Below are 20529 nucleotides of genomic sequence, written 5' to 3'. Positions count from 1 at the left end.
AAGGAATAAGGGGAATGAAATTAACTTGTCAATCTGTTGACTGGGCCAAGATACATATCCAGAATTACTATGATTCCGACTTTTTTGTAAAACCATTTGAATTTAAGGCAATATGGAGTAATTGGCAAAAGGTTAGGGAATTTCTTACAACAACTGATATCAATGACTTTATTGTAAAGACTCCTTTATCATATGCTGCACCAAAATCAAAAGTAGGATATAGAATCGTTCATCAATTGGATCCCATGGACTCACTTATATACACGGCACTAGCATACGAGATTGCAGAAAAAGTAGAGCAAAAAAGAATTGAAATATCAGATGATGCCGTATGTTCTTATAGGATTGAACTTAACGATGAGGGGAATTTTTTCTCAAAGGGAAATGGATATTTAAACTTTAAAGACAAAAGTATTTCTTATGCAGAATCCTATAAATATGTCTTGGTAGCTGACATAACAGATTTTTATAATCAAGTTTATCTACACAGGATTCAGAACGCAATTGAATTTTGCGATGATGATTTAGCCGATTTATCAAATAATATCGAGCAGTTTTTAATGAAGTTAACAAATAAAACGTCTCGGGGAGTACCTGTTGGGCCAGCAGCAAGTATTATTATGACAGAAGCTTTAATGTTAGATGTTGACTCCTTCATACTATCCGAAAATGAAAAGTATGTAAGATACGTTGACGATATTAGAGTATTTTCAAACTCATACGATGATCTTAATCTACTGCTACACAATTTAACAAAGTACCTTTACAATAATCATAGGCTAACCTTGTCCACCTCTAAAACCAAAATTTTGTATATAGATGATTTTAAACAAAATTACATAGATACTCATGAAGAAAAAGAGAAAGAAGCTATACACGAGTCGCTTAATGAACTAACTTTTCAATTAGGCCCTTATCCTGATTTTGAAATAGTTGAGGCAGAACCAACTAAACAACAGATTGTTAAAGCGCAATCAGAGGCATTTGTAAGTTTAATGGAACAAATAGTTGAATTTGACGTTATTGATCTAGGTTCAACCAGACATATTTTAAGAAAGGCAAAGAAAAATAGGACAAGATCCATATTACCAATTGTATTGGATAAATTTGATTTTTTTGCTCCTGTTATGAGAGATTTGATTTTGTATTTGGAGGCGGTTACTAATCAACGTGTAGCAGAAGAAAATCTTATAAAACTTGAAAATATAATATCTGAAGGGAAATATTCATACATACCTTATGTTCAATATTGGCTGTCTTATTATTTTACTAGTAGAGATTATTTTTTAGAAAACCAGATTATTAAGGATTATGTTGAAAAAAGTGAAGGTCTCAGGTTTAAAGCCATACAAGCAAAAAGAAAAAAAGATATTTCATGGGTACGAAAATATAAAAATCAATTTGATCAGTACAGTTCTTGGGACAGAAGGGCGATAATATTTGCTGGCGATATCTTACCTAAAGGGGAAAGAAAACCATGGATGGATAATATAAGCCAAAGCAATGACATAGTGGATAATTCATTGGCAACTTATATTAAAGGTATATAGTTAGGTAAGGCGAAAAGTTACGCTCTAAACTATTAACTTAAATTAAGTTGGAGGAGATTAAAATAGAATTTGATTTTACACTGTATAAGGAAAATGAAAACATTAGACCATTGAAGTTAAATATTAAAGAAGAAACATATCGTGATTTGGCTAATCTGGAGCTTAGCATGACCGGTAGAGTGGATGCCTTAATTTCTAATACATTTATCCAAGAAGCGGTGCAATTAGTAATTAATGCAATTAGTTTATTTGAAAAGGGGTATTTTGACTCTGCTTATTATTCCCTTAGACAATCATTAGAAGTATCAACTACAATAGTGTACTTAATGGAACTAGATTCCACAGATCGTGAAATTGAACTATTAAATTGGAAAAAACAAAGTAGATTTCCAATGTACAGTGAAATGGTTAAATTCCTGATAAAAAATGAAAAGGAATTTGCAAATATAAAAAAACAAATGAGCAATTATTTTAATAAACTTCAATTAGTTAAAGAACGACTAAATAAATATGTCCACAAGCAGGGATTTAATACTTTCTATGTCTCTCGTAATCATTTTGCAAATAAATCAAGAGATGATAATCAATTTATAAAGGAATTTGAAGGTTTTGTTGAAGCCTGTATAGGGGCTATTGCTGTATTTAGACTTTCGATTGACCCCATACCAGTACTATTATTGGAAGAGGAAATTTATGAAAGGTTAACAGGATCTCTAACGGAGCCTTTCACAGAGGATTTTATTTCAAAGTATATTGGTGAGGATGAAATAAGATCTTATAAAAAAACAAATATTTATCTAGGTTATTACGAAGGATGTCTTACAATAGAAAAAAGATTACCAAGTGTAATCGATTTGTTGAATTATCAGTTTATAGATAAAAGCAAGATAGATGAAATATTGAGTCAAGTCCATTTACTAAGCGATGTCGATATTTATGCTGTCACTATTTCAAACTTTTCGGATAAAGTTGCAACAATATATTGTGATGAAGGATTGACATTTTACTTTACTACTACAAAATCAAATAGGTTGAAAAATAGTTTTAATAGTATGATTCTAAAACAGGTTAAAGAATCAAATTCACACAAAAATTTTCCATATGATGAAGCCTTTTTAACCTATTATAAGGTTGACGAAATAGATATATTTATAGAGCATAATGAGGAATTTGAGGAAAGTGAAGTTAGCCTATTGACCCAATTATTAAAAAACAGTAGGAAGAATAATGTATAATGTTAAAGCAATGTATAATTTTTAGAAGTTATATTGAGCATACATATACCTGTTTATGGATTATGGAAACAACAAAAAATTCTTTGGAAAGTTTTTTCTGAAGAGTGAATCTAAGTTTTCTATATGATCATCCTAAGAATACTTTCATAAGTGATAGGGAACGTCTAAATTACTGATTAGATAATTCGTTTTATAATGAATATAATTAGACACAACATCTCGTTGTTGAATAGATGAATAAGGCATTTGAGACCTTGTTACGGTCACAACTCAAAAGTTAGATAATATAATATTATATTAATAATTGAAATCATACTCGATATTCGGTTAAAATGAAGTTACAATAATTGTCCATAAGGGGGAAGGTGAGATGCAGTTGAAGCTTTTCAGAGTATTTAACAGAGAATCAACATTGCCAAAAATTGATTCGTATTTCTCAGATTACTTAACTGTAAGCGATTACACCGTTGGAATTCCTTATGATTATGGAAAGAATAATTATAAAAAACTTCTAGAAGTAATGAAAAACATGGAAGTAAAACAATTTATTATTACACCAGAGAAATTCTTTAAATTATTAAATTCCTCGATTAATGAAGGATATTTTTTATCGGATATACAATTTTTAGAATCGGTTCCTGCTGAACATCAAGAACTTATAACACATTATAAAAATAATATAAACTCGATCTTAAATCCTTTTGAAAAACAGTCTATGGCTACAAAGTTGTTTTCTGAATTAGATTGGTTAATAACTGATGAAAGTATTGATATAAAAAAAATAAATATTAGAATTAATTCCGACGCTACACCTATTCAAGTAGATGTAGAAATATATAATAACGGGGTCATTTTACTGGATGATATAAGCGTGAAAGAAAAGGTTGTAAATTTATTAACAGGTATTGAGTAGGTGGATATATTGTTTAGTGTATTAGCAATTAGAAAAAAGCTTATCCAAACAATAATAATTCTGAGCCCTATTATTGCAATAGGGCTTGTATATTTCTTTAATGTTGAGCCTTTAAATCTATTAAAAGGAATATTAAAGGAAGAAGTTTTTGAATCTATAACTAGTTCAACTACGTCATACCTTATAAATCAGGCTATTATAACTGTTATAATAAACTTAATTATTGAGGTATATAGGCATTTCGGAGAGTTTTATATTAGTGTTCAAAACAAGGATAGAAGGCAAACAACATTTTTGCCATTAGGACAAGAACAACGTGGTAAGAAGCTTGATATTGACGTGAAAATAGATTACAGAAATCATTTTATTAAATGGCTTTTTAATATATTGGGTGGATTAAAATTGTATATTTACATACCACATTGGCTCACAATAGAAATCAGAAATAAGGCAAATTTTAGGGAGGAAGCACTAGATGTTTCAAATTTTGAATATATATCATTTAACTTAGATAGAGGACTGCAAAGGAGAGCGAAAACTGCTAATATCTATCTTAGCTCAGAATTATATTCTAATGCGACCTCTTTTGTAGAAGATAAGATTATGTTAGAGATTAAACCATCCTCTAAAAGATGGTATTTTAGATGGTGTAGTTATATATTAATATTTTTATTTTTTGATTTAAATGAGAGCTACCATGATGTAATTTCCAGTAGAACAGCTTAAGGAGGGTTAAATGTTGCAAAGTTTTTCAATGTGGCAATTAAACGATATAGACAATCTAGATGATGCTATAGTACTTATAAGGGATATGGCTCCAATAGTTACTAATGTAGAATGGGATGATGAACCACTTGTGGCGCATTTTAATTCTATTGATGGGTTTGATTTGAATGTACCAGAAACTATTGAAATAGGAAACAATAATATTCGTTATGTGACATTTGAATTTTACACCGAGCGATCAAGAAGACCTGAGTTCTGGTTTAATGCTGAAGGAAATATGAAACCAAGGGACGAACGAGTAAACACTTATAATTCTCAAATACTATTATTTGAGCATAATAATTCCGTTAAAAGTATAGTATTTAAGGGTACCAGCCTGGCTAAAACTATATTAAACACTTGTATGCCTGAAGAGACATGGGGTGCTGTTGAACCCGCCGAAATAAATGTTTCGGAGGATTTATTGTATTGGATTTTTAGGAAATTCATTGATCTAAGAGAATCACCGTTATCACCTAACAACCCCCTATATGTTACTGCATTAAAAAGTTATACAGGAAAAACAAGAGACAATGTAAATGCAATGCGTGGCAGGGGAAATCGAATATCTACAATATTAGGTACTCTAGCTTTTTTGTTTAATAATGAAAATTTAAAAGCAGTTAGACCTCAGCTACAGTATAATGGCGAAGTATTTTTAGTGGAAATCAGTTTAACTGGTACTTGTCGAATATGGGAAGAAGAATATCAGGGTAGATGGTTAGCTCTGGATTCTAAGAGACTTAAAAACAATATTGCTATCTATACATATATTGTATTATTACCAATACTTGTGGAATCTTATAGAGATAACGTAAACAGAGGTGTTTGGTCTCCACAACTAAAGATAGAATTTTTACAAAGGCTTGGAAATGAAATTAAAGATCAGGTTGAAGCAGAATTGGAACGATTGCAAAATGAGGCAAATATAGAAGATGAAGAAATTAACGATGAAGAAGAGCACCTAACTCTATTTGACATTCTAGAAGAAGATGATGAATGATGTTATTAACTCTTACTACTAAATATAATAAGCTTGAAAATAAATAATTAATAAAAGTTGATGATACTAACCAACTGAGCTTTAATTAATCTTGAAACAGTGAATAAGGGTAGCGGTCTTTATGACCGCTACCCTTATTTACGCATTTATTGTCAATTCTTTTTTACCCTACAAACCGGTACGGTGAACCGTATCACAAATAGTGGTAAAGCAGAGAGTGGAAGTTGAATTAAGCAAAACCGTATTAGAACAAATTAAATAAATTAACAGCCCCTAAGGATTTTATATCAAGTCTGAAGGGGTTTTATATTTGTCTTAGAATAAGTTATAACAGGGGAATAAATGTTCTGTTTTTGTTAAACTATTCGATGGTTAATGGTATAATAGTACATAGAAGAACGTAGAAAAGGAAGGTAGAGCAATGTTAAATAACATAAAAACTTTGATCTATCAACCAGAGGGCAGGGATACATCAGTAGAAGTTAAAATAGCAGATGAAACAGTTTGGATGACACAGAAGGCAATTGCAGCACTTTACCAAACCACTCCGCAAAATATAACAATTCATTTGAAAAATATTAGTAGAATATTAGATTTACTTCAAGATACTAAGTATTATATAGTACAAAATAAAGAAGGAACTAGAAAAGTAAAAAGGAAAGTTTTACATTATAATCTAGATACTGTTTTTAATATCGCTATAAGAGGCCAATATTTTGAGGAGTTTAATAATCTTATTAATTTCGCGCAAACAAATGGTGTAAAAAAAGAGTTCTTAGTATTTGTACCAATTAAAGAACGCAGATTTGGAGAAATGTTAAAAAACTCTTTAGAAGGAATTGTTGATATTTATGATCAATATAAAGTGGACAATTACATCGTTGATTTCTATATACCACAATTAGAATTAGTGATTGAATATGATGAAAAACATCACAAAGAACAAATAAAGGACGATAAAATACGCCAAGAATACATTGAGGAAAAGTTAGGAGTTCAATTTATTAGAGTTAATGAGGGGAAGGAATTACAAGGACTAAATCAGGTTATTAAGTTACTTTTAAAAAATGAACATTAAGATGTCAAAATTAATATCAAATTCTTGGAGGTGTTGGAAGTGAATAATGGAACAGATATCTTAATTTATCAAACAGAGGACGGAAATACAAAAATAGACGTTAGATTGGAAAATGAAACAGTTTGGATGACACAAAAGGCCATTGCTGAACTATACCAAAAAGGAGTAAATACGATTAATGAGCATATAAAGAATATATATGCTGAGGGTGAACTTCAAGAATCATCAACTATTCGGAAAAACCGAATAGTTCAAACTGAAGGTAAGAGAAAGGTTGAACGTGAAGTATCATTTTATAATCTCGAAATGATTCTTGCTATTGGCTACCGTGTTCGTTCTCACAGAGGGACACAATTTCGTAAGTGGGCAACAGAACGGTTAAATGAATACCTTGTTAAAGGTTTTACAATGGATGACGATCGTTTGAAAGAAATGCGTAATTTTGGACAGGATTATTTTGATGAGTTACTGGAAAGAATTCGTGATATTCGTGCTTCAGAGAAAAGGTTCTATCAAAAGATTACTGATATTTATGCTACATCTGTAGATTATGATCCTAAAGCAGAAGTAACACAGGAATTCTTTGCAACGGTTCAAAACAAGTTACATTTTGCAATCCATGGTAAGACGGCCGCTGAACTCATATCAGATAGAGCAGATGCGGAGAAAAAAAACATGGGACTTACTTCATGGAAAGGTGATAAAGTACGCAAACGAGATGTTACTATTGCTAAAAATTACTTATCTGAAAAGGAATTAAAGTCGCTTAATCGAATTGTTACGATGTATTTAGACTATGCTGAGGACCAAGCAGATCGTCAACGCCCAATGTATATGAAGGATTGGATTGATAAATTAAATGCATTTCTGCAATTTAATGAGCGTGATATTCTCGAAAATGCAGGGAAGGTATCAAAAGTCGTTGCAGATAAGATTGCGACTCAAGAATATGAGAAATTTAACCAACACCGTATAGAGCAGAGTTCAAACGATGATTTTGATAAATTTATTGAGAACAATAATCTGAAGAAATAACTTTGTGGATACAGTTGTTTTATTGACGCCTCACTTACTTGGAAGTTTTTACGGAAGTGATGATTGCTAAGTGGTGGTAATATTAATCTTACCACTAAAAATAGTGAACCGTACCATAAATTATGGTAAAGCAAAGAGTGGAATTAGTTTTGGATAGTTTTACAATTGGTGAAATATTAAAATTGTAGGTGAAGAGATACTGTTTATCAATGGTATCTTTACTTTATGATTTAGACAAAGTAGGTATTTTATGGAGATAATATCATTTTTTATAATCGTTTTGATCGCTTCTGTACTTCAAACGAGTACAGGATTCGGATTTTCAATTTTGGCTACTCCATTTCTTCTTTTGATATTTGAACCGATTGAGGCAATTCAAATAAATTTAATATTGTCTTTAGTTATATCTAGTGCATTAATAATGAAAATTAGAAGAGATATTGATTTTGCTATTCTTAAAAGATTTGTAGTAGGGAGTGTTACGGGTCTACCTATTGGTATAATGCTCTTCTTGTTGATTGATATAAATAGATTAAAAATGGGAGTGAGCCTTATTATCTTGGTGTTAACGATAATGCTTATTCTGAAAATTCGAATCAACCAAAATAAGAAGCGAGATTTACTTGTAGGTGGACTATCAGGTTCATTCACAACAAGTATAGGTATGCCCGGGCCACCATTACTATTATATTTTTCAGGAACTGATACTCAAAAAGAAAAATTAAGAGGTACTACATTAGCCTTTTATTTATTTATATACTTTGTTAGTTTAATCATCCAAGTGACTTTTGCTGGGACAAATAAGACAATATGGGTATCGAGTTTATGGGCTTTACCTTTGGTATTTGTAGGATTGTATGTGGGACAACTATTATTTAAAAGGATTAATCAAAGGGTTTTTCGAATATTTACATATATAATCTTACTTTTTACTGGAATTTACTTGCTGATTGAGAGTTTAGGGTTTATATAATCAATTAAGGTGGTACTATCTGATTTACATTAGCGAAATGCTGAACCGTATCACAAATAGCGTAAAACAAAGAGTCAATGTAATAATAAATAAGGAGTGGATAATTTAAGGAATACCATGGGGACAGGAGAATTGGCCCAGATATGACCTGGTCCGGAGCTCCTGTCCCCAAGTCCCCAAAAGGTCAGCCTCTATATCTTAGTAGGGGACTGACCTTATTTTTAGTTATGTGATGGACTATTTGCTGAAATGGAGACGGTCATGACGTTATGACTGGATCCACCTTCCACCGTCGCATTAAATACTTTTTCTAAGCCATTGAATACTTGGATTGCTTCACCTTCTAATCGTGTTGCTAAGGGGGCGGAAGAAACGGTAACAAACGCCTTCATCGCTTCGATTTGTTGATAAATAAGATCCATGTAATTCCCACCACCTAAAGGGTAGAGAGAGAACTTCGCTGCAACATATTGTTTCGTGTCTTTTATCTTTTCATTATTTACTGGGATATCACCAACTTCAAGGTTAGCATCCTCGCAAGACCCTCCAGGACATCCACAGGAATAAGTTGCTTGAAATGCAACATGTTTCCCAGTCTTTGCCGCATGCATAAATAGCGCTTTTGTTACATCGAAAACATGAGCAGATGTCCCACGTACACTAGTTGAAACATCATCAGTTTTCGACCAAACGTTTGATGTATCTACCTCTTCCAACGCACCGAGAATGATGTCAATAAAATCATCACTCATCGGATGAATGGAAAAACTTGCACTTACGATATCATTTCTTCCACAAGATTGTTCTTGCATAAAAGTTCCTCCTCATTTTAATCGTTTCATAGATATCCATCCTAGGTCTCTTTCAGTCTTTTTTAAAATTGAATCACATCAATAATTTTCTTTTTCCATTGAAGAAATTCTTCGGATAGCAATAAATCGCCATCCCTTGGTCTTATAAATGGTACTTCGATTACGTCTTTAATTTCTGCAGGATTTACGGATAAGATAATAATTTTGTCGGATAAAAATAATGCCTCATCAATGCTATGTGTAATAAATAGTATTGATTGTTCGTAATCTTCCCATATGGACAAGAGCCACTTTTGCATGTCTGTTCGAGTAAACTCATCAAGAGCAGAGAATGGTTCATCGAGCAACATGAGGGATTGTGGACTTAACAAGGCACGGATGAAAGCGACCCGTTGTTTCATTCCACCAGATAACTCATGGGGATACGCATGAATAACATCCCCCAGCCCTGCTCTTTCTAACATGGCTTCAGCCAGTTCGTAATCCTTCTTTCCTTGTAATTCCTGTCCTAATAACACATTTTCTATAATCGTTCTCCAAGGGAAAAGGGAAGCCTGCTGTGGCATATAACTAATGAAGCCATGTTTATTTGTAATTTCTTCTCCGTTTAAGTATATTTCCCCAGCATCTGGTCCTAAAAGGCCTCCGATCAGATTAAACAGGGTGCTTTTTCCACTTCCAGAGGGACCGATTAAGGAAACAAACTCACCACTGGCCACATGAAGTGATATTTCCTGGAGTACCTGTTTTTGTCCAAATGACTTACTCACATGACGTAATTCCAACATCTACACATTTTCCCCCTTCTGCTGCCAGCGAATGAAGAACTTCTCCAACAATAGAATCAGTCCATAAAAGGCTAAACTTATGACCATTGCAACAATAATGGCAACAAATACTCGTGATGTACGATAAGAAGAGGCAGCAAGCGTCATAAAGACCCCAATCCCTTTCTGTGCACCTAACCATTCGGATACGACTGCAGCCATGACGCTGTAAGTTCCTGCTATTTTTAATCCTGAAAATATCGAAGGAACAGCATGTGGCAATTCCAATTTCCAGAATAACTGAGATTTATTAGCACCCATCATTTTCATATAGTGGACTAACTCCCGATTCGTTTGGGTAAATCCCCCTAAGGCAGATACGGCAATCGGAAAGAAACATGCTAAGGTAATGATAATCAACTTAGGTAACGCATTGAATCCGAACCAAATGACAAGTAACGGAGCTAGAACAATGATCGGCATATTCTGAGATATAATGATAAAGGGAAAAAAGGTTTCTCGAACTCTTGGCATGAGATGTAATATCGTTGCCACTCCTAAACCAACTGTTGTCCCAATTAGAAAACCAGAAACAGATAACGTTACTGTTGACCCTAGATGGGGTAAAAAGGTTGGAATGACATTCCTAGCCTCCATCACAATATCAGAAGGGGATGGGAGTAACCATTCCTCAATGGAAAATAAACGTGTCGCTACTTCCCATAGCCCGATAAATAATAATATGGCAAGGGATGGTCTCCATACTTTTTTCAGTAAACTTGTTTTCATTGGTATTTCTCCACTAACTCATCCATTGTGATCCCATTTGGTCGATAAGCAATTTTCACTTGGGAGATTACACTTGGTACACCTAACTCTGCCATTTTTTCATTCATTTTCTGTACAATTTGTAGTAGTTCCGACAATTCTCCCTCCAAAGTTGTTTCCAGTGGATGTACGCTGTATTTCACATTGGTAGACTCTATGACAGCAATTGCTTCGTCCACAAATGAATATAAATCTTGATCATCGACCTTGGGAATTATTTGAATACTTAACAAGGCATTTGCCATACAATCACTCCTACTTTTCTATCATCTATAAACCTACTTATCTGGCAAAAACTCATTCGTAAATGCCTGATCAACATCTACTGCTTCATCGATAATTTTATTTTCTAATAGGAAGTCAGCAAACTTCTGCCATCTGTCTTGTTCTTGAATACCAAATTGTTCTGCATCATCCTGGTACCGAGGGGATAGCCAATCTTGACTGCGTTTTACAAGGTCCGGATCAAGATCTGGTACCGCATTTATTAATATTTGAGCGGCTTCCTCTGGATGTTCAATTGCAAATTCATAGCCTTTTACTGTTGCATGTGTAAAAGCTTTTACCAATTCTGGATCGGCAGAAATCATTTCTTCACTTGTCGCAATAATTGGTGTGTAGAAATCAAGCTTGTCGGAAAAGTCAGCAAGGTACACCATGTTCAAATCGACACCTCTAAGTTCTGCTTCAATTCCAGTCCAACCGTAATAGACAAGTGAAAAGTCCACATCCCGCTCAACAGCAACAAAAAAGTCAGCATCCCCAGTTGTGATGAAATCAACTTCATCCACATTGGCATTGTCATTTGCCATTAATGTTGTCATCATCGCCTTTTCCAAGTCAGAACCGTAGGCACCAAACTTTTTACCTTCAAAATCTTTAGGCGATGTAATCCCTTTTTCTTTAGGCGAGGCATAACCAGCTGTATTATGTTGCAGCACGGCAGCGATGGAGACGAGTGGGAGGCCTTCCGAGCGCGCCTGTGTTAGCCCTTCTTGGTAACTAATCCCAAAGTCTGCTTTCTCTGCTGCTAGCAGTTGATTCACACGTACTTCTCCAGGTAGTAATATTTCAACATCAAGCCCTTGTTCTTTAAAATAGCCTTTTTCTTTTGCAACATAAATTCCAGTGTGGTTCGTATTCGGTGTCCAATCAAGTGCAAATTTTACAGGAGTTAGGTCTGCATTATTATCCTTGTTAGTTCCTTTGTTTTCGTTGCTTTGACCACAGCCTGCTATGAAAATGATACCTATAAACAAAATGATACTAATCAAATGCTTCAAGTTAATACCCCCATTAGTTTTTCGCTATATGAGTAGGGTCCCTTGAAAAAGATTGGCGGATCACAAGCTTGCTAAAATAAAAAGTGCGCTAAAGATTGGTTCTTTAGCGCACAGGAATGTATCTCATTTATGTAAAAATGATTCTAATGAAATGTTCCCTCCGCTGGTGCCAACCAGATCAGGTTCAAAGGGTCAGTATTTCAAGAATACAATCTCAGCTAGCATCACTAGCCCCCCCACATATAACGTATGAAATTTTTATTCTGCATTACAACACAAAGTATGCCACAGTTATGAGATGGTTGCAAATAAATATTACGAAGAGAGGAAATTAGGAAAAAATAATTACTTAGAAACAGAAGTAATAGTTATTTGATTACCAAGGAAGCAAGGACGTGAAATAATTGTTATATTGCATTTCTATCTATACAAAGAAGGGACGTATGTAAAACATGATAAATATTAGCATACCTAATCCAGAGTGTTACGATTACAGAACGGAAGCAAATTCTGAAGGATAATGAATCAGAAATCAAACCTATTTATGGATTTATTGACTTTCATCTAATACCAAGAGATAAAGGTGGCATTTTCCTATTCTATAATATAAATGATGAGCTTCTTTTTGTTGGAAAAGCACTGAAACAACGCCAAAGAATCAAAAAACATTTTGAGGATAATGTTTCACCTATTAAAATGCACAGAGATGAATATATAAAATAGCTATTTGTTTAGTAGAAGATCCAATGGAAAGAGAAATTTATGAAACATATATCATGAATCAGCTTAAGTCGAAATACAACGTTGATAAAGTATTTTATAAATAAGTTTGAATATGAGTATTAAAAAGAGGGATAGTTCTCTTGCATTACAGTACTTTTCAACATGGTGAGCCATTCTTGGATGAAGCTCTAGCACATGGCGACCAATCGCTTCTGTACAGCGACGATGAACGCGGTCTGGATTATTAGAATACCAGCGGAAAAGATCATCTGCATCACAGAAACCCATTTCAAATGGCAATAGATTAAGGATGGCATCCAATGTGCTTGCTTTAATGGCACCTGTTTCAAAATTAATTACTGCTTCTGGACTAATTAATTCGGATAATTTGTTCGTATTTTTCAGTCTCCTTTAAGAGAATATAAAAAAATATAATTGAGATAATTATCGTCTATATGGTGATTCATTATCTTAATTCCATGGTAACACTGTGATGTGATTCACAATGTGATATTGGTCACTTAAATGCTTTAATGCAAGATATTCGATAAAATGTCACAGAATGGTTACATTTTGTTCACAAGGATTCAATCATTCTATACAAATAGCTCTAGCCTTGTTTGTTTAGAATACGGGTTGGTTTTGGTGGAGACAGGATTATAGATTGTGTGAGAAGAATAATGGGAGAGACTTTTGAGCAGTGCCAGGTAGGGAAGAATGGAGTTTAGAACTAGCTAAACGTTAACGGAGGATGGTGTAGAAGTCGTACTGGATAAATGAATAGTACCCGTAAAATCTTACAAATCATCCGTTATTTAAGAGCTGCCTTATGGAAACCAGCTTATAACTGGTTACGAAAAATAGAAGGAAAAGGTGCTTCTTAATAAACAGAACGTCGCTGTCACTTTAGTCTAACTGTAAATAAATTCCAAATGGATGGAGCCACCTTTAGTTGGGTATTTTGGGTATTTACTTTTTTGGCTCTATTAGATAAAACGATAAAACTGAAAATTACGACATTATTTATGCAACACTAGTGTTGAAATATAAATATATTAAGGCTCAGCTAGCTAAGACGAATAAAAAGAACGATGAGAATTATGTGATTACTAGAATATGGAATAGATTAGACAATATCGATATTAAGTTTATCACGCAACAATACATAGTAAGAGAAGATGGCAAGTATGCCCTGACCAATATGTTTTTCCCACAATTGAATTTACATATTGAAATAGATGAAGGGTACCATCAATCACCAGAACAAGCCCAAAACGATTTAATTAGGGAGCAAGATATCATTAGTATTACAGGTCATGAAATTAAAAGAATCGATGTGACTAAAAATTTAATTACTGTTCATGAACAAATAGATGAAGTAGTTCACTATATTCATAGTAAGGTAGAAGAAATGGGATCGGACAAGATAATGTCGCATTCAGAACATGTGCCGATCCGCAAATGTATTTGGACACAGCTATAAGGGATTCCAAAGAGGCGGTACAACCCACCCCTACCATGGTGAAACGATGATTTGGTTCCCAAAGTTATTTCCGAACGGGGGAATGGGATAACTCCATATCAGCTGACGGGAAAGTAATTAGGGAAAAGAACGTCCATGAACATAAAGTTGATGATCATATACATGAAGTCATTCATCATCAAAAACACAGAAGAATTGTATTTGCAAAAGTAAAAGGGCCACTGGGGCATATCATGTATAAATTTAAGGGTGAGTTTGAACTGGATACGGATATGTCAATGGAGGAACGATGTTTAATTTGGAGGAGGGTTTCAGAGACGGTGAAAACCTTCCCGCCTGTTAAAAAAGTTTAATCTATTTGCACTAATATAAGTCTCGAAAAAAATACATAATGGTGGTAACGATGAATTGGGTAGCAACAGCCATGGGGATTACGTATCTTTTTGAACGTAAATCATTGAAATTGTTTCTGATTAATGCTAGTTATCATGTCATAACTTTCACCGGAATTGGGTTAATCCTATGAATGTGAAAGTGAAAGTGAAAGTAATAATAAATAAAGGAGCTTTCGTATGAAAACATCCACTAAGAGTGTAGTTGAGAAGTTAACTTCAAGAAATACACAACAAGGCTAATCCTTAATAAGCCAGAGGATATTCAGGATTTCGATTCGGTTGATTATGATACTTCCATTAATCACGAACAGTATGATTTAATTTTTGTTTTTATTTATAATATGGACGAGTTTTTCAGCCATCTAAATGAAATTATTGAGAAGAAGTTAGTGAAAGATAATTCCTATGTGTACTTTGCCTATCCAAAGAAAGGCAACAAACAATATGATACATATATTGAGCGTGACGATATCTATACGGACAAATATTATGATGGGGAAGGGTTTTTCCCTAATAGTAATTTAAAGTTTGCAAGGACTATTAGCCTGAATGATGTGTTTACTGTTGCGGGTATTAAGGCAGTAGCGAAGAAGTAGAAATGGGGATATCACTAACAGTAGTATATTCTTATAATATGGTTGCATGAAACCCAATAAGTAGATGAAGGTTTAAATTAGTATTAGAAACATACAATAGCCCCTTAGGAAACTTTCAAACAAGTTTGAGGGGTTATTTTTTTATAGTAAATAGACAAAAGTTATCAAAAGTAGGATAGACATGTAAATTTTGAAAACATCTTTTTTGTATAATTGAATACTACAGGCAATGGAAGTGTTTTGTCGTTTTTTGTAAAAAAAATGGACACTTTCCTAAAATGTTGTCGAATTCAATCGAATATCAGTAATGAAATAGGCCTATTCACCTGACTTTCCCACGGTGTTTGTCAATATAGTTGTCGCATTTAGTTACTTTAGTATTTTAATAGAATGTCATAAATCTCCGAGTTCAATTAATGCTACCGCGCTTCGCTTGCTGACCTAGTGATTTGAATCGAAAGGAAAAGCGTACTTTCGATTCAAATCACTAGGGAAATGGAGATATTATGGTTGACTCTATGCTTCGGTTTGCTCCTCATCTCGCATTGGATTGAGTGCTACTTGTTCATTCGGCTTCCAATTCCTTATGCCTCTTGCCCAACGCTCTGGATGTTTCGTCTTCGCTGCCTCATATATGGCTTTTCGTTTTTCCAATATAGCTATGTGTTCCCCGGTATGACATTGTACAGGCGTCACAAACTTCAGCCCACTATGCATGTGAACCTCGTTATACCAGTGGACAAATTTTTGTGCCCATTCCCTTGCCTCAGTGAGTGATGCAAAGCCATTGTAAGGGTAATCCGGTCTATATTTGAGTGTCCGGAACATCGCTTCTGAGTATGGATTATCGTTACTTACTCGAGGCCTTGAAAAAGAGCTTTGAATGCCCAATTTCTCTAGTAAGCTTAAAAATGTCTCAGCTTTCATTGGGCTACCATTATCTGAATGCAATACGAGTGGTGCCCCTTTGATCTTTTCATTGATTACTGCCTTTTTCACAAGTGTTTCTGCGTGTTTTGCCTCTTCCGTTTCCCAAACTTCCCAGCCAACTACTTTTCTACTAAATAAATCGATAATTAAATAGAGTCGATAATATAGACCCTTCGCAGGCCCACCAAGCCATGTAATATCCCACGTCCACACTTGGTTTGGTGATGTTGCGAGATGACTCTCTGGGACTCTTTTTACAGGTTTTTGACTACGACCACGATGGTTTTGCATTTTTTCCTCACGTAATACACGATAAAATGTGGATTCCGACGCAATATAAGTCCCTTTGTCCGCAAGCTTAGGTACAATTTGTGTTGGTGGTAAATCAACGTATTCTTTGTGTTTGACAACCGTTAGGATTTCTTCTTTTTCTTTCTCAGTTAATTTATTTTGGGGTACTGGTCTTTTCGTAAGTGGGCGTTGATCCACCTTCACACCATCGTCTGCTACCCAACGTTCATAGGTACGCACGCTGATATGAAGCTCCTCGCAAGCCTTCGCCATTCGCGCACCATTTTGATTGGCTTCTTGGATGAGTTCGACAGCTAATGCGCGATTTGATGGGCTAATCATTCTTCCTCGTCGTCCCCCCAAATCGCTTGGGCCTTTTTTCGCAATAGTAATAAAGCCGCAGCTTCAGCTAGTGCCTTCTCTTTCTTTTGTAGCTCTTTTTCTAGTTGCTTAGCACGCTTTTTTTCTTCTTTCAATACACCATTCAACTTTTTCCCTTCGTCGAATGACTGTTCATTTGCCTGAAGACATACACTTTTCCAAGATTCAATTTGTTCACGATACAGACCTTTTTTACGACAATACTCAGCTAACTCTGATTCATTCATCGCAAAAGTCTCCATCACGATTAAAAACTTATCTTGACTACTCCAATTCTCACTTGTTTGTCCATTTCCAGGTGTTGCCACACCAGCAGCACGAGCTTCTTTACGCCACTTGTATAACGTCACATTCGAGATGCCTTCTTCTTTCGATATTTGCGCCACAGATTCGTTATTTGGGGGCATCATGCGCTTGATAATAGCTTCTTTCTTTTCTTGTGAATATCGTACTCCATTTTTTCTTGTCATCCCGATCAACCTCCGTGTTATTTATTAAACTATAACACTAAAGTATCGTACGACAACTATCCTAACAGAGGGGGTCTGCAGATAAACTATTCATTACTTAGGTCATTACAAGGAAATATAATATACAAGATTGTTAAACTATGTATTATTGCATACCTAATTATTAATATTTCACTTACTAGAATTGTAGCCACGTTTATAGAAAATTTGTTAGTTCCGTATTTAGTTACGGTGATACTAGCATTGATTATTAATAACGTTATCTTAAAAAATATAAATAAAATCAAGGTGTTCATCTATGCTATATATAAGAAAATTATTCCAGCGTCATAAATTATTAATGTCTATCAATATTATATATTTCTTTATTATTTTATCTTCAATGGCACTAACATGGTTAATTAGGACCGAATTTGCTATTGAGCATAACAGCCAAATGGTAATAAGAGCCCCATGGAATGAAATATTCATACAGAATGTCTCTGTATCATTTTTAATGATTGTCTTAGGAATATTCTCGTTTGGTATAATATCAATATTTATTGGTGTTTATAATTTATATACGTTTGCTGTAACAATTGATCATGCTTATAACATTAGTGAAAGTTATTTGTACACATTTTCTATCATTATGACCCACGGTATTGTAGAAATCCCAGCAATTGCTATTAGCCTATATATTTCAACGCTTTCTTTACGATATTTATTCAATTATACCTATAGAAAAGAAATGTTCCGTATACAATCAGTTAATTCTTTCTTTAAGATTATTTTAGTAATAACATTAATGTTATTAGTTGGTAGTTTTATTGAAGCATATGTAACTCCAAAAATAGTTGAAATTGTGATGTACAGCGGGGAGTGGTATTTTGATTATTAATAATCTGAGTAAGAGTTTTTCGGAAGAGATTTTACATGATGTTAAATTCAGACTAGATAGCAATAAGGTATATTCCCTACTAGGAAGAAATGGTGTTGGGAAGACAACTCTATTAAAGATTATTTCAAACTTAATGGAATATGATTCTGGTAGCATTGACTCCAATGGGAAGAGTGTTTTCTTTGTACCTGAGACTCCACAGTTTTTAGATTATTTAAGTGGATATGAAAATCTAAGGTTCCTATGTGAAATTAAAAATATACCTATTGTTAATCTAGAAAACTACTTAAAAGATAGCAACATAAAAAGTTTTGTTGATGAATTAGTCATTAACTATTCACATGGTATGAAACATCAGTTGTCGTTAGCTAGCGCATTTCTAATAAGCCCAGACATTCTTTTACTAGATGAACCTTTAACATCACTTGATCCAATAAATATTGAGATATTCAAAAGGATGCTTAGGGAGTTCGCAGATAAAGATAAAACGGTATTGATATCAACCCATATCATTCCAATTGCACATCAATTATCAGATGAAATTCTACTTCTTTCCAATAAGCAAATTAGACAACTAAAAAATAATTATACAGAAACAGAATTAACAGAATATGTTACTAATAACATATAAAACTTGATAGGCTTTACCGAGCATCTTCTGAGTAAGTGTTAACACCCCTTTGAAGATTTCAATTATTGATGTTAGAACTCCAAACCTTTTTCATTTAAGTCTTGGAGTTTTTTAATATTCCATTAGAAATTAATTCATAATAGTATAGTTTACATCTTCCCTAAAACCTTCTCTACCATATTACGATTACGGGCGGTCGAATGCATTTGAAGCTTTCTTTCAAAAAAGGCATTGTTATATCTGGTTTGATGAAAATTCTTGGAGAGATGGATAATAATATTTTGGTGAGAGATCACATCAAATTCATCATCAACGATTTCTTTAAGGAGTTCGAGTCGCTCGTTTGATATTGGCTTTTTTAGAAATAGAAGGTACACATTGTCTCTAGTAAATAAGGGATGCTGCTGAATCTTTTCTAGAACCTCTTATAGAACGTACGGTGACCGGAATATCAAATCCAAATGTGTTCTTCAGCTGTGTTTCAATTTGCTCCTCGTCACAAATAAGTTCGTCGAATAAGACATTACCCGTTTGAATATAGGTCCGTACGTTTTGAAAGCCCATTTCCTCAAAGAGAGACTTCAATGATTTCATATCCACTTTATTCCTTTTACCTAAGTTAATTCCTCTAAGTAATGCAACATAAGACATTCTCCGTTCCCCCCTCTGTTAGGATAGATGTCGTAGGGAACTTTAGTGTATAGTTTAAGTAATACACGGAGGTTAGTCGACATGAAAAACAATAATGGAAAACGTTATACAGAGGAAATGAAGGAATCCATCATCAAGAGAATGATGCCCCCAAACAACGAATCGGTAAGTCAACTAAGTAAGGAGCTTGGCATCTCCGAACCTACACTCTACAACTGGAGAAAGAAAGCTCGGTTAGCTGGAAACCCTACTCCTGGCGATGGACAGAGCTCAGAACATTGGAGTAGTGAAGATAAGTTTCTTGTCGTAATGGAATCCTACGCATTGAATGGTGCAGAATTGGTAGAGTATTGCCGTAAAAAAGGCTTATATAAAGAACAAATTGAAGCGTGGCGTGAAACATGCTTGAACGCAAATAAAGAAGAACCCAATCGAACAAAGCAGCTAAACTATGAATTAAAAGAGGAGAAAAAACGAACCAATGACCTAGAAAAAGACTTACGTAAAAAGGAGAAAGGACTCTCAGAAGCTGCAGCCTTATTACTACTTAGAAAAAAGGCCCAAGCGAGTCTTAAGGGGACCAAGAGGACGAATGATTAGCCCATCAGATCGCGCGCTAGCAGTAGAACTCATCCAAGAAGCTAACCAAAATGGTGCGCGATTAGCATTAGCTTGTAAAGAATGTAATATTAGTGTACGTACGTATGAGGGTTGAACGAAAGGGTCTGACCCCATAGCCATCAAGCTAACAGTAGGTGAGATAAGAAATGCTCACCTCTGTTAGCTTTTTGTATCTCTTCTATAAATTTACGCATGACAAAATAAGCCTCTCAAGAGACTTTGTTTTCGGAATATT

The 20529-nt window shown here is 34.3% G+C and carries 24 protein-coding genes, 2 pseudogenes and 1 riboswitch; of the genes and pseudogenes, 18 read left to right on the top strand and 8 right to left on the bottom strand.

Annotated features, from left to right (window positions below):
- Positions 1-14: 14 nt before the first annotated feature.
- The 8 genes from IEV35_RS05910 (at position 15) to IEV35_RS05875 (ending at position 8552) form a co-directional block, all read left to right on the top strand.
- A complete protein-coding gene (locus IEV35_RS05910; protein ID WP_188383784.1) occupies positions 15-1550 on the top strand; it encodes an RNA-directed DNA polymerase in 1536 nt (511 codons plus the stop codon).
- A 47-nt stretch (positions 1551-1597) separates the two neighbouring features.
- Positions 1598-2785 carry a teicoplanin resistance protein VanZ gene (locus IEV35_RS05905; RefSeq protein WP_188383783.1) on the top strand — a complete coding sequence of 396 codons (1188 nt, stop codon included), beginning with the start codon at positions 1598-1600 and terminating at the stop codon, positions 2783-2785.
- Positions 2786-3155: 370 nt separating this feature from the next.
- Positions 3156-3698 carry a hypothetical protein gene (locus tag IEV35_RS05900; RefSeq protein ID WP_188383782.1) on the top strand — a complete coding sequence of 181 codons (543 nt, stop codon included), beginning with the start codon at positions 3156-3158 and terminating at the stop codon, positions 3696-3698.
- Between the two features lie 9 nt (positions 3699-3707).
- Positions 3708-4424 carry a hypothetical protein gene (locus IEV35_RS05895; protein ID WP_229740663.1) on the top strand — a complete coding sequence of 239 codons (717 nt, stop codon included), beginning with the start codon at positions 3708-3710 and terminating at the stop codon, positions 4422-4424.
- A 10-nt stretch (positions 4425-4434) separates the two neighbouring features.
- On the top strand, positions 4435-5466 hold the full coding sequence (locus IEV35_RS05890; protein ID WP_188383780.1) for a hypothetical protein: 1032 nt from the start codon (positions 4435-4437) through the stop codon (positions 5464-5466).
- Between the two features lie 421 nt (positions 5467-5887).
- Positions 5888-6544, top strand: coding sequence for a DUF559 domain-containing protein (locus tag IEV35_RS05885; RefSeq protein ID WP_188383779.1), 657 nt, complete (start codon positions 5888-5890; stop codon positions 6542-6544).
- Positions 6545-6583: 39 nt separating this feature from the next.
- The gene (locus IEV35_RS05880; protein ID WP_188383778.1) at positions 6584-7579 is read left to right on the top strand and encodes a virulence RhuM family protein; all 996 of its coding nucleotides are present in this window, start codon (positions 6584-6586) and stop codon (positions 7577-7579) included.
- 250 nt (positions 7580-7829) lie between these two features.
- Complete coding sequence (locus IEV35_RS05875; RefSeq protein ID WP_188383777.1) at positions 7830-8552, top strand: sulfite exporter TauE/SafE family protein; 723 nt, start codon at positions 7830-7832, stop codon at positions 8550-8552.
- 221 nt (positions 8553-8773) lie between these two features.
- Here the strand turns inward: IEV35_RS05875 and IEV35_RS05870 are convergent, their stop codons facing one another.
- The 5 genes from IEV35_RS05870 to IEV35_RS05850 form a co-directional block, all read right to left on the bottom strand.
- The gene (locus tag IEV35_RS05870; RefSeq protein WP_096271323.1) at positions 8774-9364 is read right to left on the bottom strand and encodes a YkoF family thiamine/hydroxymethylpyrimidine-binding protein; all 591 of its coding nucleotides are present in this window, start codon (positions 9362-9364) and stop codon (positions 8774-8776) included.
- A gap of 62 nt (positions 9365-9426) precedes the next feature.
- Complete coding sequence (locus tag IEV35_RS05865) at positions 9427-10152, bottom strand: ABC transporter ATP-binding protein (RefSeq protein WP_188383776.1); 726 nt, start codon at positions 10150-10152, stop codon at positions 9427-9429.
- Positions 10153-10920 carry an ABC transporter permease gene (locus IEV35_RS05860; protein ID WP_188383775.1) on the bottom strand — a complete coding sequence of 256 codons (768 nt, stop codon included), beginning with the start codon at positions 10918-10920 and terminating at the stop codon, positions 10153-10155. It lies immediately after the preceding gene.
- Positions 10917-11204, bottom strand: coding sequence for a thiamine-binding protein (locus IEV35_RS05855; RefSeq protein WP_188383774.1), 288 nt, complete (start codon positions 11202-11204; stop codon positions 10917-10919). Before IEV35_RS05855 ends, IEV35_RS05860 begins: the two co-directional genes overlap by 4 nt.
- 33 nt (positions 11205-11237) lie before the next feature.
- A complete protein-coding gene (locus IEV35_RS05850; RefSeq protein ID WP_188383773.1) occupies positions 11238-12242 on the bottom strand; it encodes an ABC transporter substrate-binding protein in 1005 nt (334 codons plus the stop codon).
- Between the two features lie 138 nt (positions 12243-12380).
- Positions 12381-12490, bottom strand: a riboswitch (TPP riboswitch).
- Between the two features lie 204 nt (positions 12491-12694).
- On the opposite strand from IEV35_RS05850, the pseudogene IEV35_RS05845 reads away from it, so the two are divergent.
- Positions 12695-13069, top strand: a pseudogene (locus tag IEV35_RS05845) (nucleotide excision repair endonuclease).
- On the opposite strand, the gene IEV35_RS05840 reads toward IEV35_RS05845, so the two are convergent.
- Positions 13029-13286: a PAS domain-containing protein gene (locus tag IEV35_RS05840; protein ID WP_268237912.1), complete on the bottom strand. Its 258-nt coding sequence runs from the start codon at positions 13284-13286 to the stop codon at positions 13029-13031. The pseudogene IEV35_RS05845 and the gene IEV35_RS05840 sit on opposite strands and share 41 nt — an antisense overlap.
- Positions 13287-14001: 715 nt before the next feature.
- Between IEV35_RS05840 and IEV35_RS05835 the strand changes: the two genes are divergently transcribed.
- From IEV35_RS05835 to IEV35_RS05815, 5 genes and pseudogenes are all read left to right on the top strand, one after another.
- A complete protein-coding gene (locus tag IEV35_RS05835) occupies positions 14002-14448 on the top strand; it encodes an AbaSI family restriction endonuclease (RefSeq protein ID WP_188383771.1) in 447 nt (148 codons plus the stop codon).
- Positions 14411-14539, top strand: coding sequence for a hypothetical protein (locus tag IEV35_RS20440; protein WP_188383770.1), 129 nt, complete (start codon positions 14411-14413; stop codon positions 14537-14539). Before IEV35_RS05835 ends, IEV35_RS20440 begins: the two co-directional genes overlap by 38 nt.
- Positions 14538-14801 (top strand): annotated as a pseudogene (locus tag IEV35_RS20435) (hypothetical protein); the annotation flags it as partial. The gene IEV35_RS20440 and the pseudogene IEV35_RS20435, both read left to right, overlap by 2 nt.
- A gap of 50 nt (positions 14802-14851) precedes the next feature.
- Positions 14852-14974 carry a DUF1761 domain-containing protein gene (locus IEV35_RS05820; RefSeq protein WP_229740662.1) on the top strand — a complete coding sequence of 41 codons (123 nt, stop codon included), beginning with the start codon at positions 14852-14854 and terminating at the stop codon, positions 14972-14974.
- Between the two features lie 210 nt (positions 14975-15184).
- The gene (locus IEV35_RS05815; protein WP_188383768.1) at positions 15185-15439 is read left to right on the top strand and encodes a hypothetical protein; all 255 of its coding nucleotides are present in this window, start codon (positions 15185-15187) and stop codon (positions 15437-15439) included.
- Positions 15440-15955: 516 nt separating this feature from the next.
- Here the strand turns inward: IEV35_RS05815 and IEV35_RS05810 are convergent.
- Positions 15956-17511, bottom strand: a protein-coding gene (locus IEV35_RS05810) for an IS3 family transposase (RefSeq protein WP_373284697.1) whose coding sequence is annotated in 2 segments (ribosomal slippage) — positions 15956-17028 and positions 17028-17511 — 1557 coding nt in all. Because the reading frame shifts where the segments join, the coding sequence is not laid out codon by codon here.
- 298 nt (positions 17512-17809) lie between these two features.
- Here IEV35_RS05810 and IEV35_RS05805 point away from each other — a divergent pair.
- Together IEV35_RS05805 and IEV35_RS05800 are read left to right on the top strand one after the other, a co-directional pair.
- The gene (locus IEV35_RS05805; protein WP_188383767.1) at positions 17810-18391 is read left to right on the top strand and encodes a stage II sporulation protein M; all 582 of its coding nucleotides are present in this window, start codon (positions 17810-17812) and stop codon (positions 18389-18391) included.
- On the top strand, positions 18381-19022 hold the full coding sequence (locus IEV35_RS05800; protein WP_188383766.1) for an ABC transporter ATP-binding protein: 642 nt from the start codon (positions 18381-18383) through the stop codon (positions 19020-19022). Before IEV35_RS05805 ends, IEV35_RS05800 begins: the two co-directional genes overlap by 11 nt.
- 384 nt (positions 19023-19406) lie before the next feature.
- On the opposite strand, the gene IEV35_RS05795 is transcribed toward IEV35_RS05800, so the two are convergent.
- Positions 19407-19673, bottom strand: coding sequence for a DUF1697 domain-containing protein (locus tag IEV35_RS05795; RefSeq protein ID WP_188383765.1), 267 nt, complete (start codon positions 19671-19673; stop codon positions 19407-19409).
- A gap of 81 nt (positions 19674-19754) precedes the next feature.
- Here IEV35_RS05795 and IEV35_RS05790 point away from each other — a divergent pair, with 81 nt between their 5' ends.
- Both IEV35_RS05790 and IEV35_RS20300 read left to right on the top strand, forming a co-directional pair.
- A complete protein-coding gene (locus IEV35_RS05790; protein WP_188383764.1) occupies positions 19755-20273 on the top strand; it encodes a transposase in 519 nt (172 codons plus the stop codon).
- Positions 20266-20388 (top strand): hypothetical protein, encoded by a 123-nt coding sequence (locus IEV35_RS20300; RefSeq protein WP_268237911.1) that lies wholly within the window; start codon positions 20266-20268, stop codon positions 20386-20388. The genes IEV35_RS05790 and IEV35_RS20300 overlap by 8 nt, the downstream gene beginning before the upstream one ends.
- Positions 20389-20529: the final 141 nt, after the last annotated feature.

The sequence above is a fragment of the Ornithinibacillus halotolerans genome, assembly GCF_014637405.1.
Lineage (GTDB): Bacteria > Bacillota > Bacilli > Bacillales > Amphibacillaceae > Ornithinibacillus > Ornithinibacillus halotolerans.
This window is presented reverse-complemented; position numbering and strand designations above follow the sequence as displayed.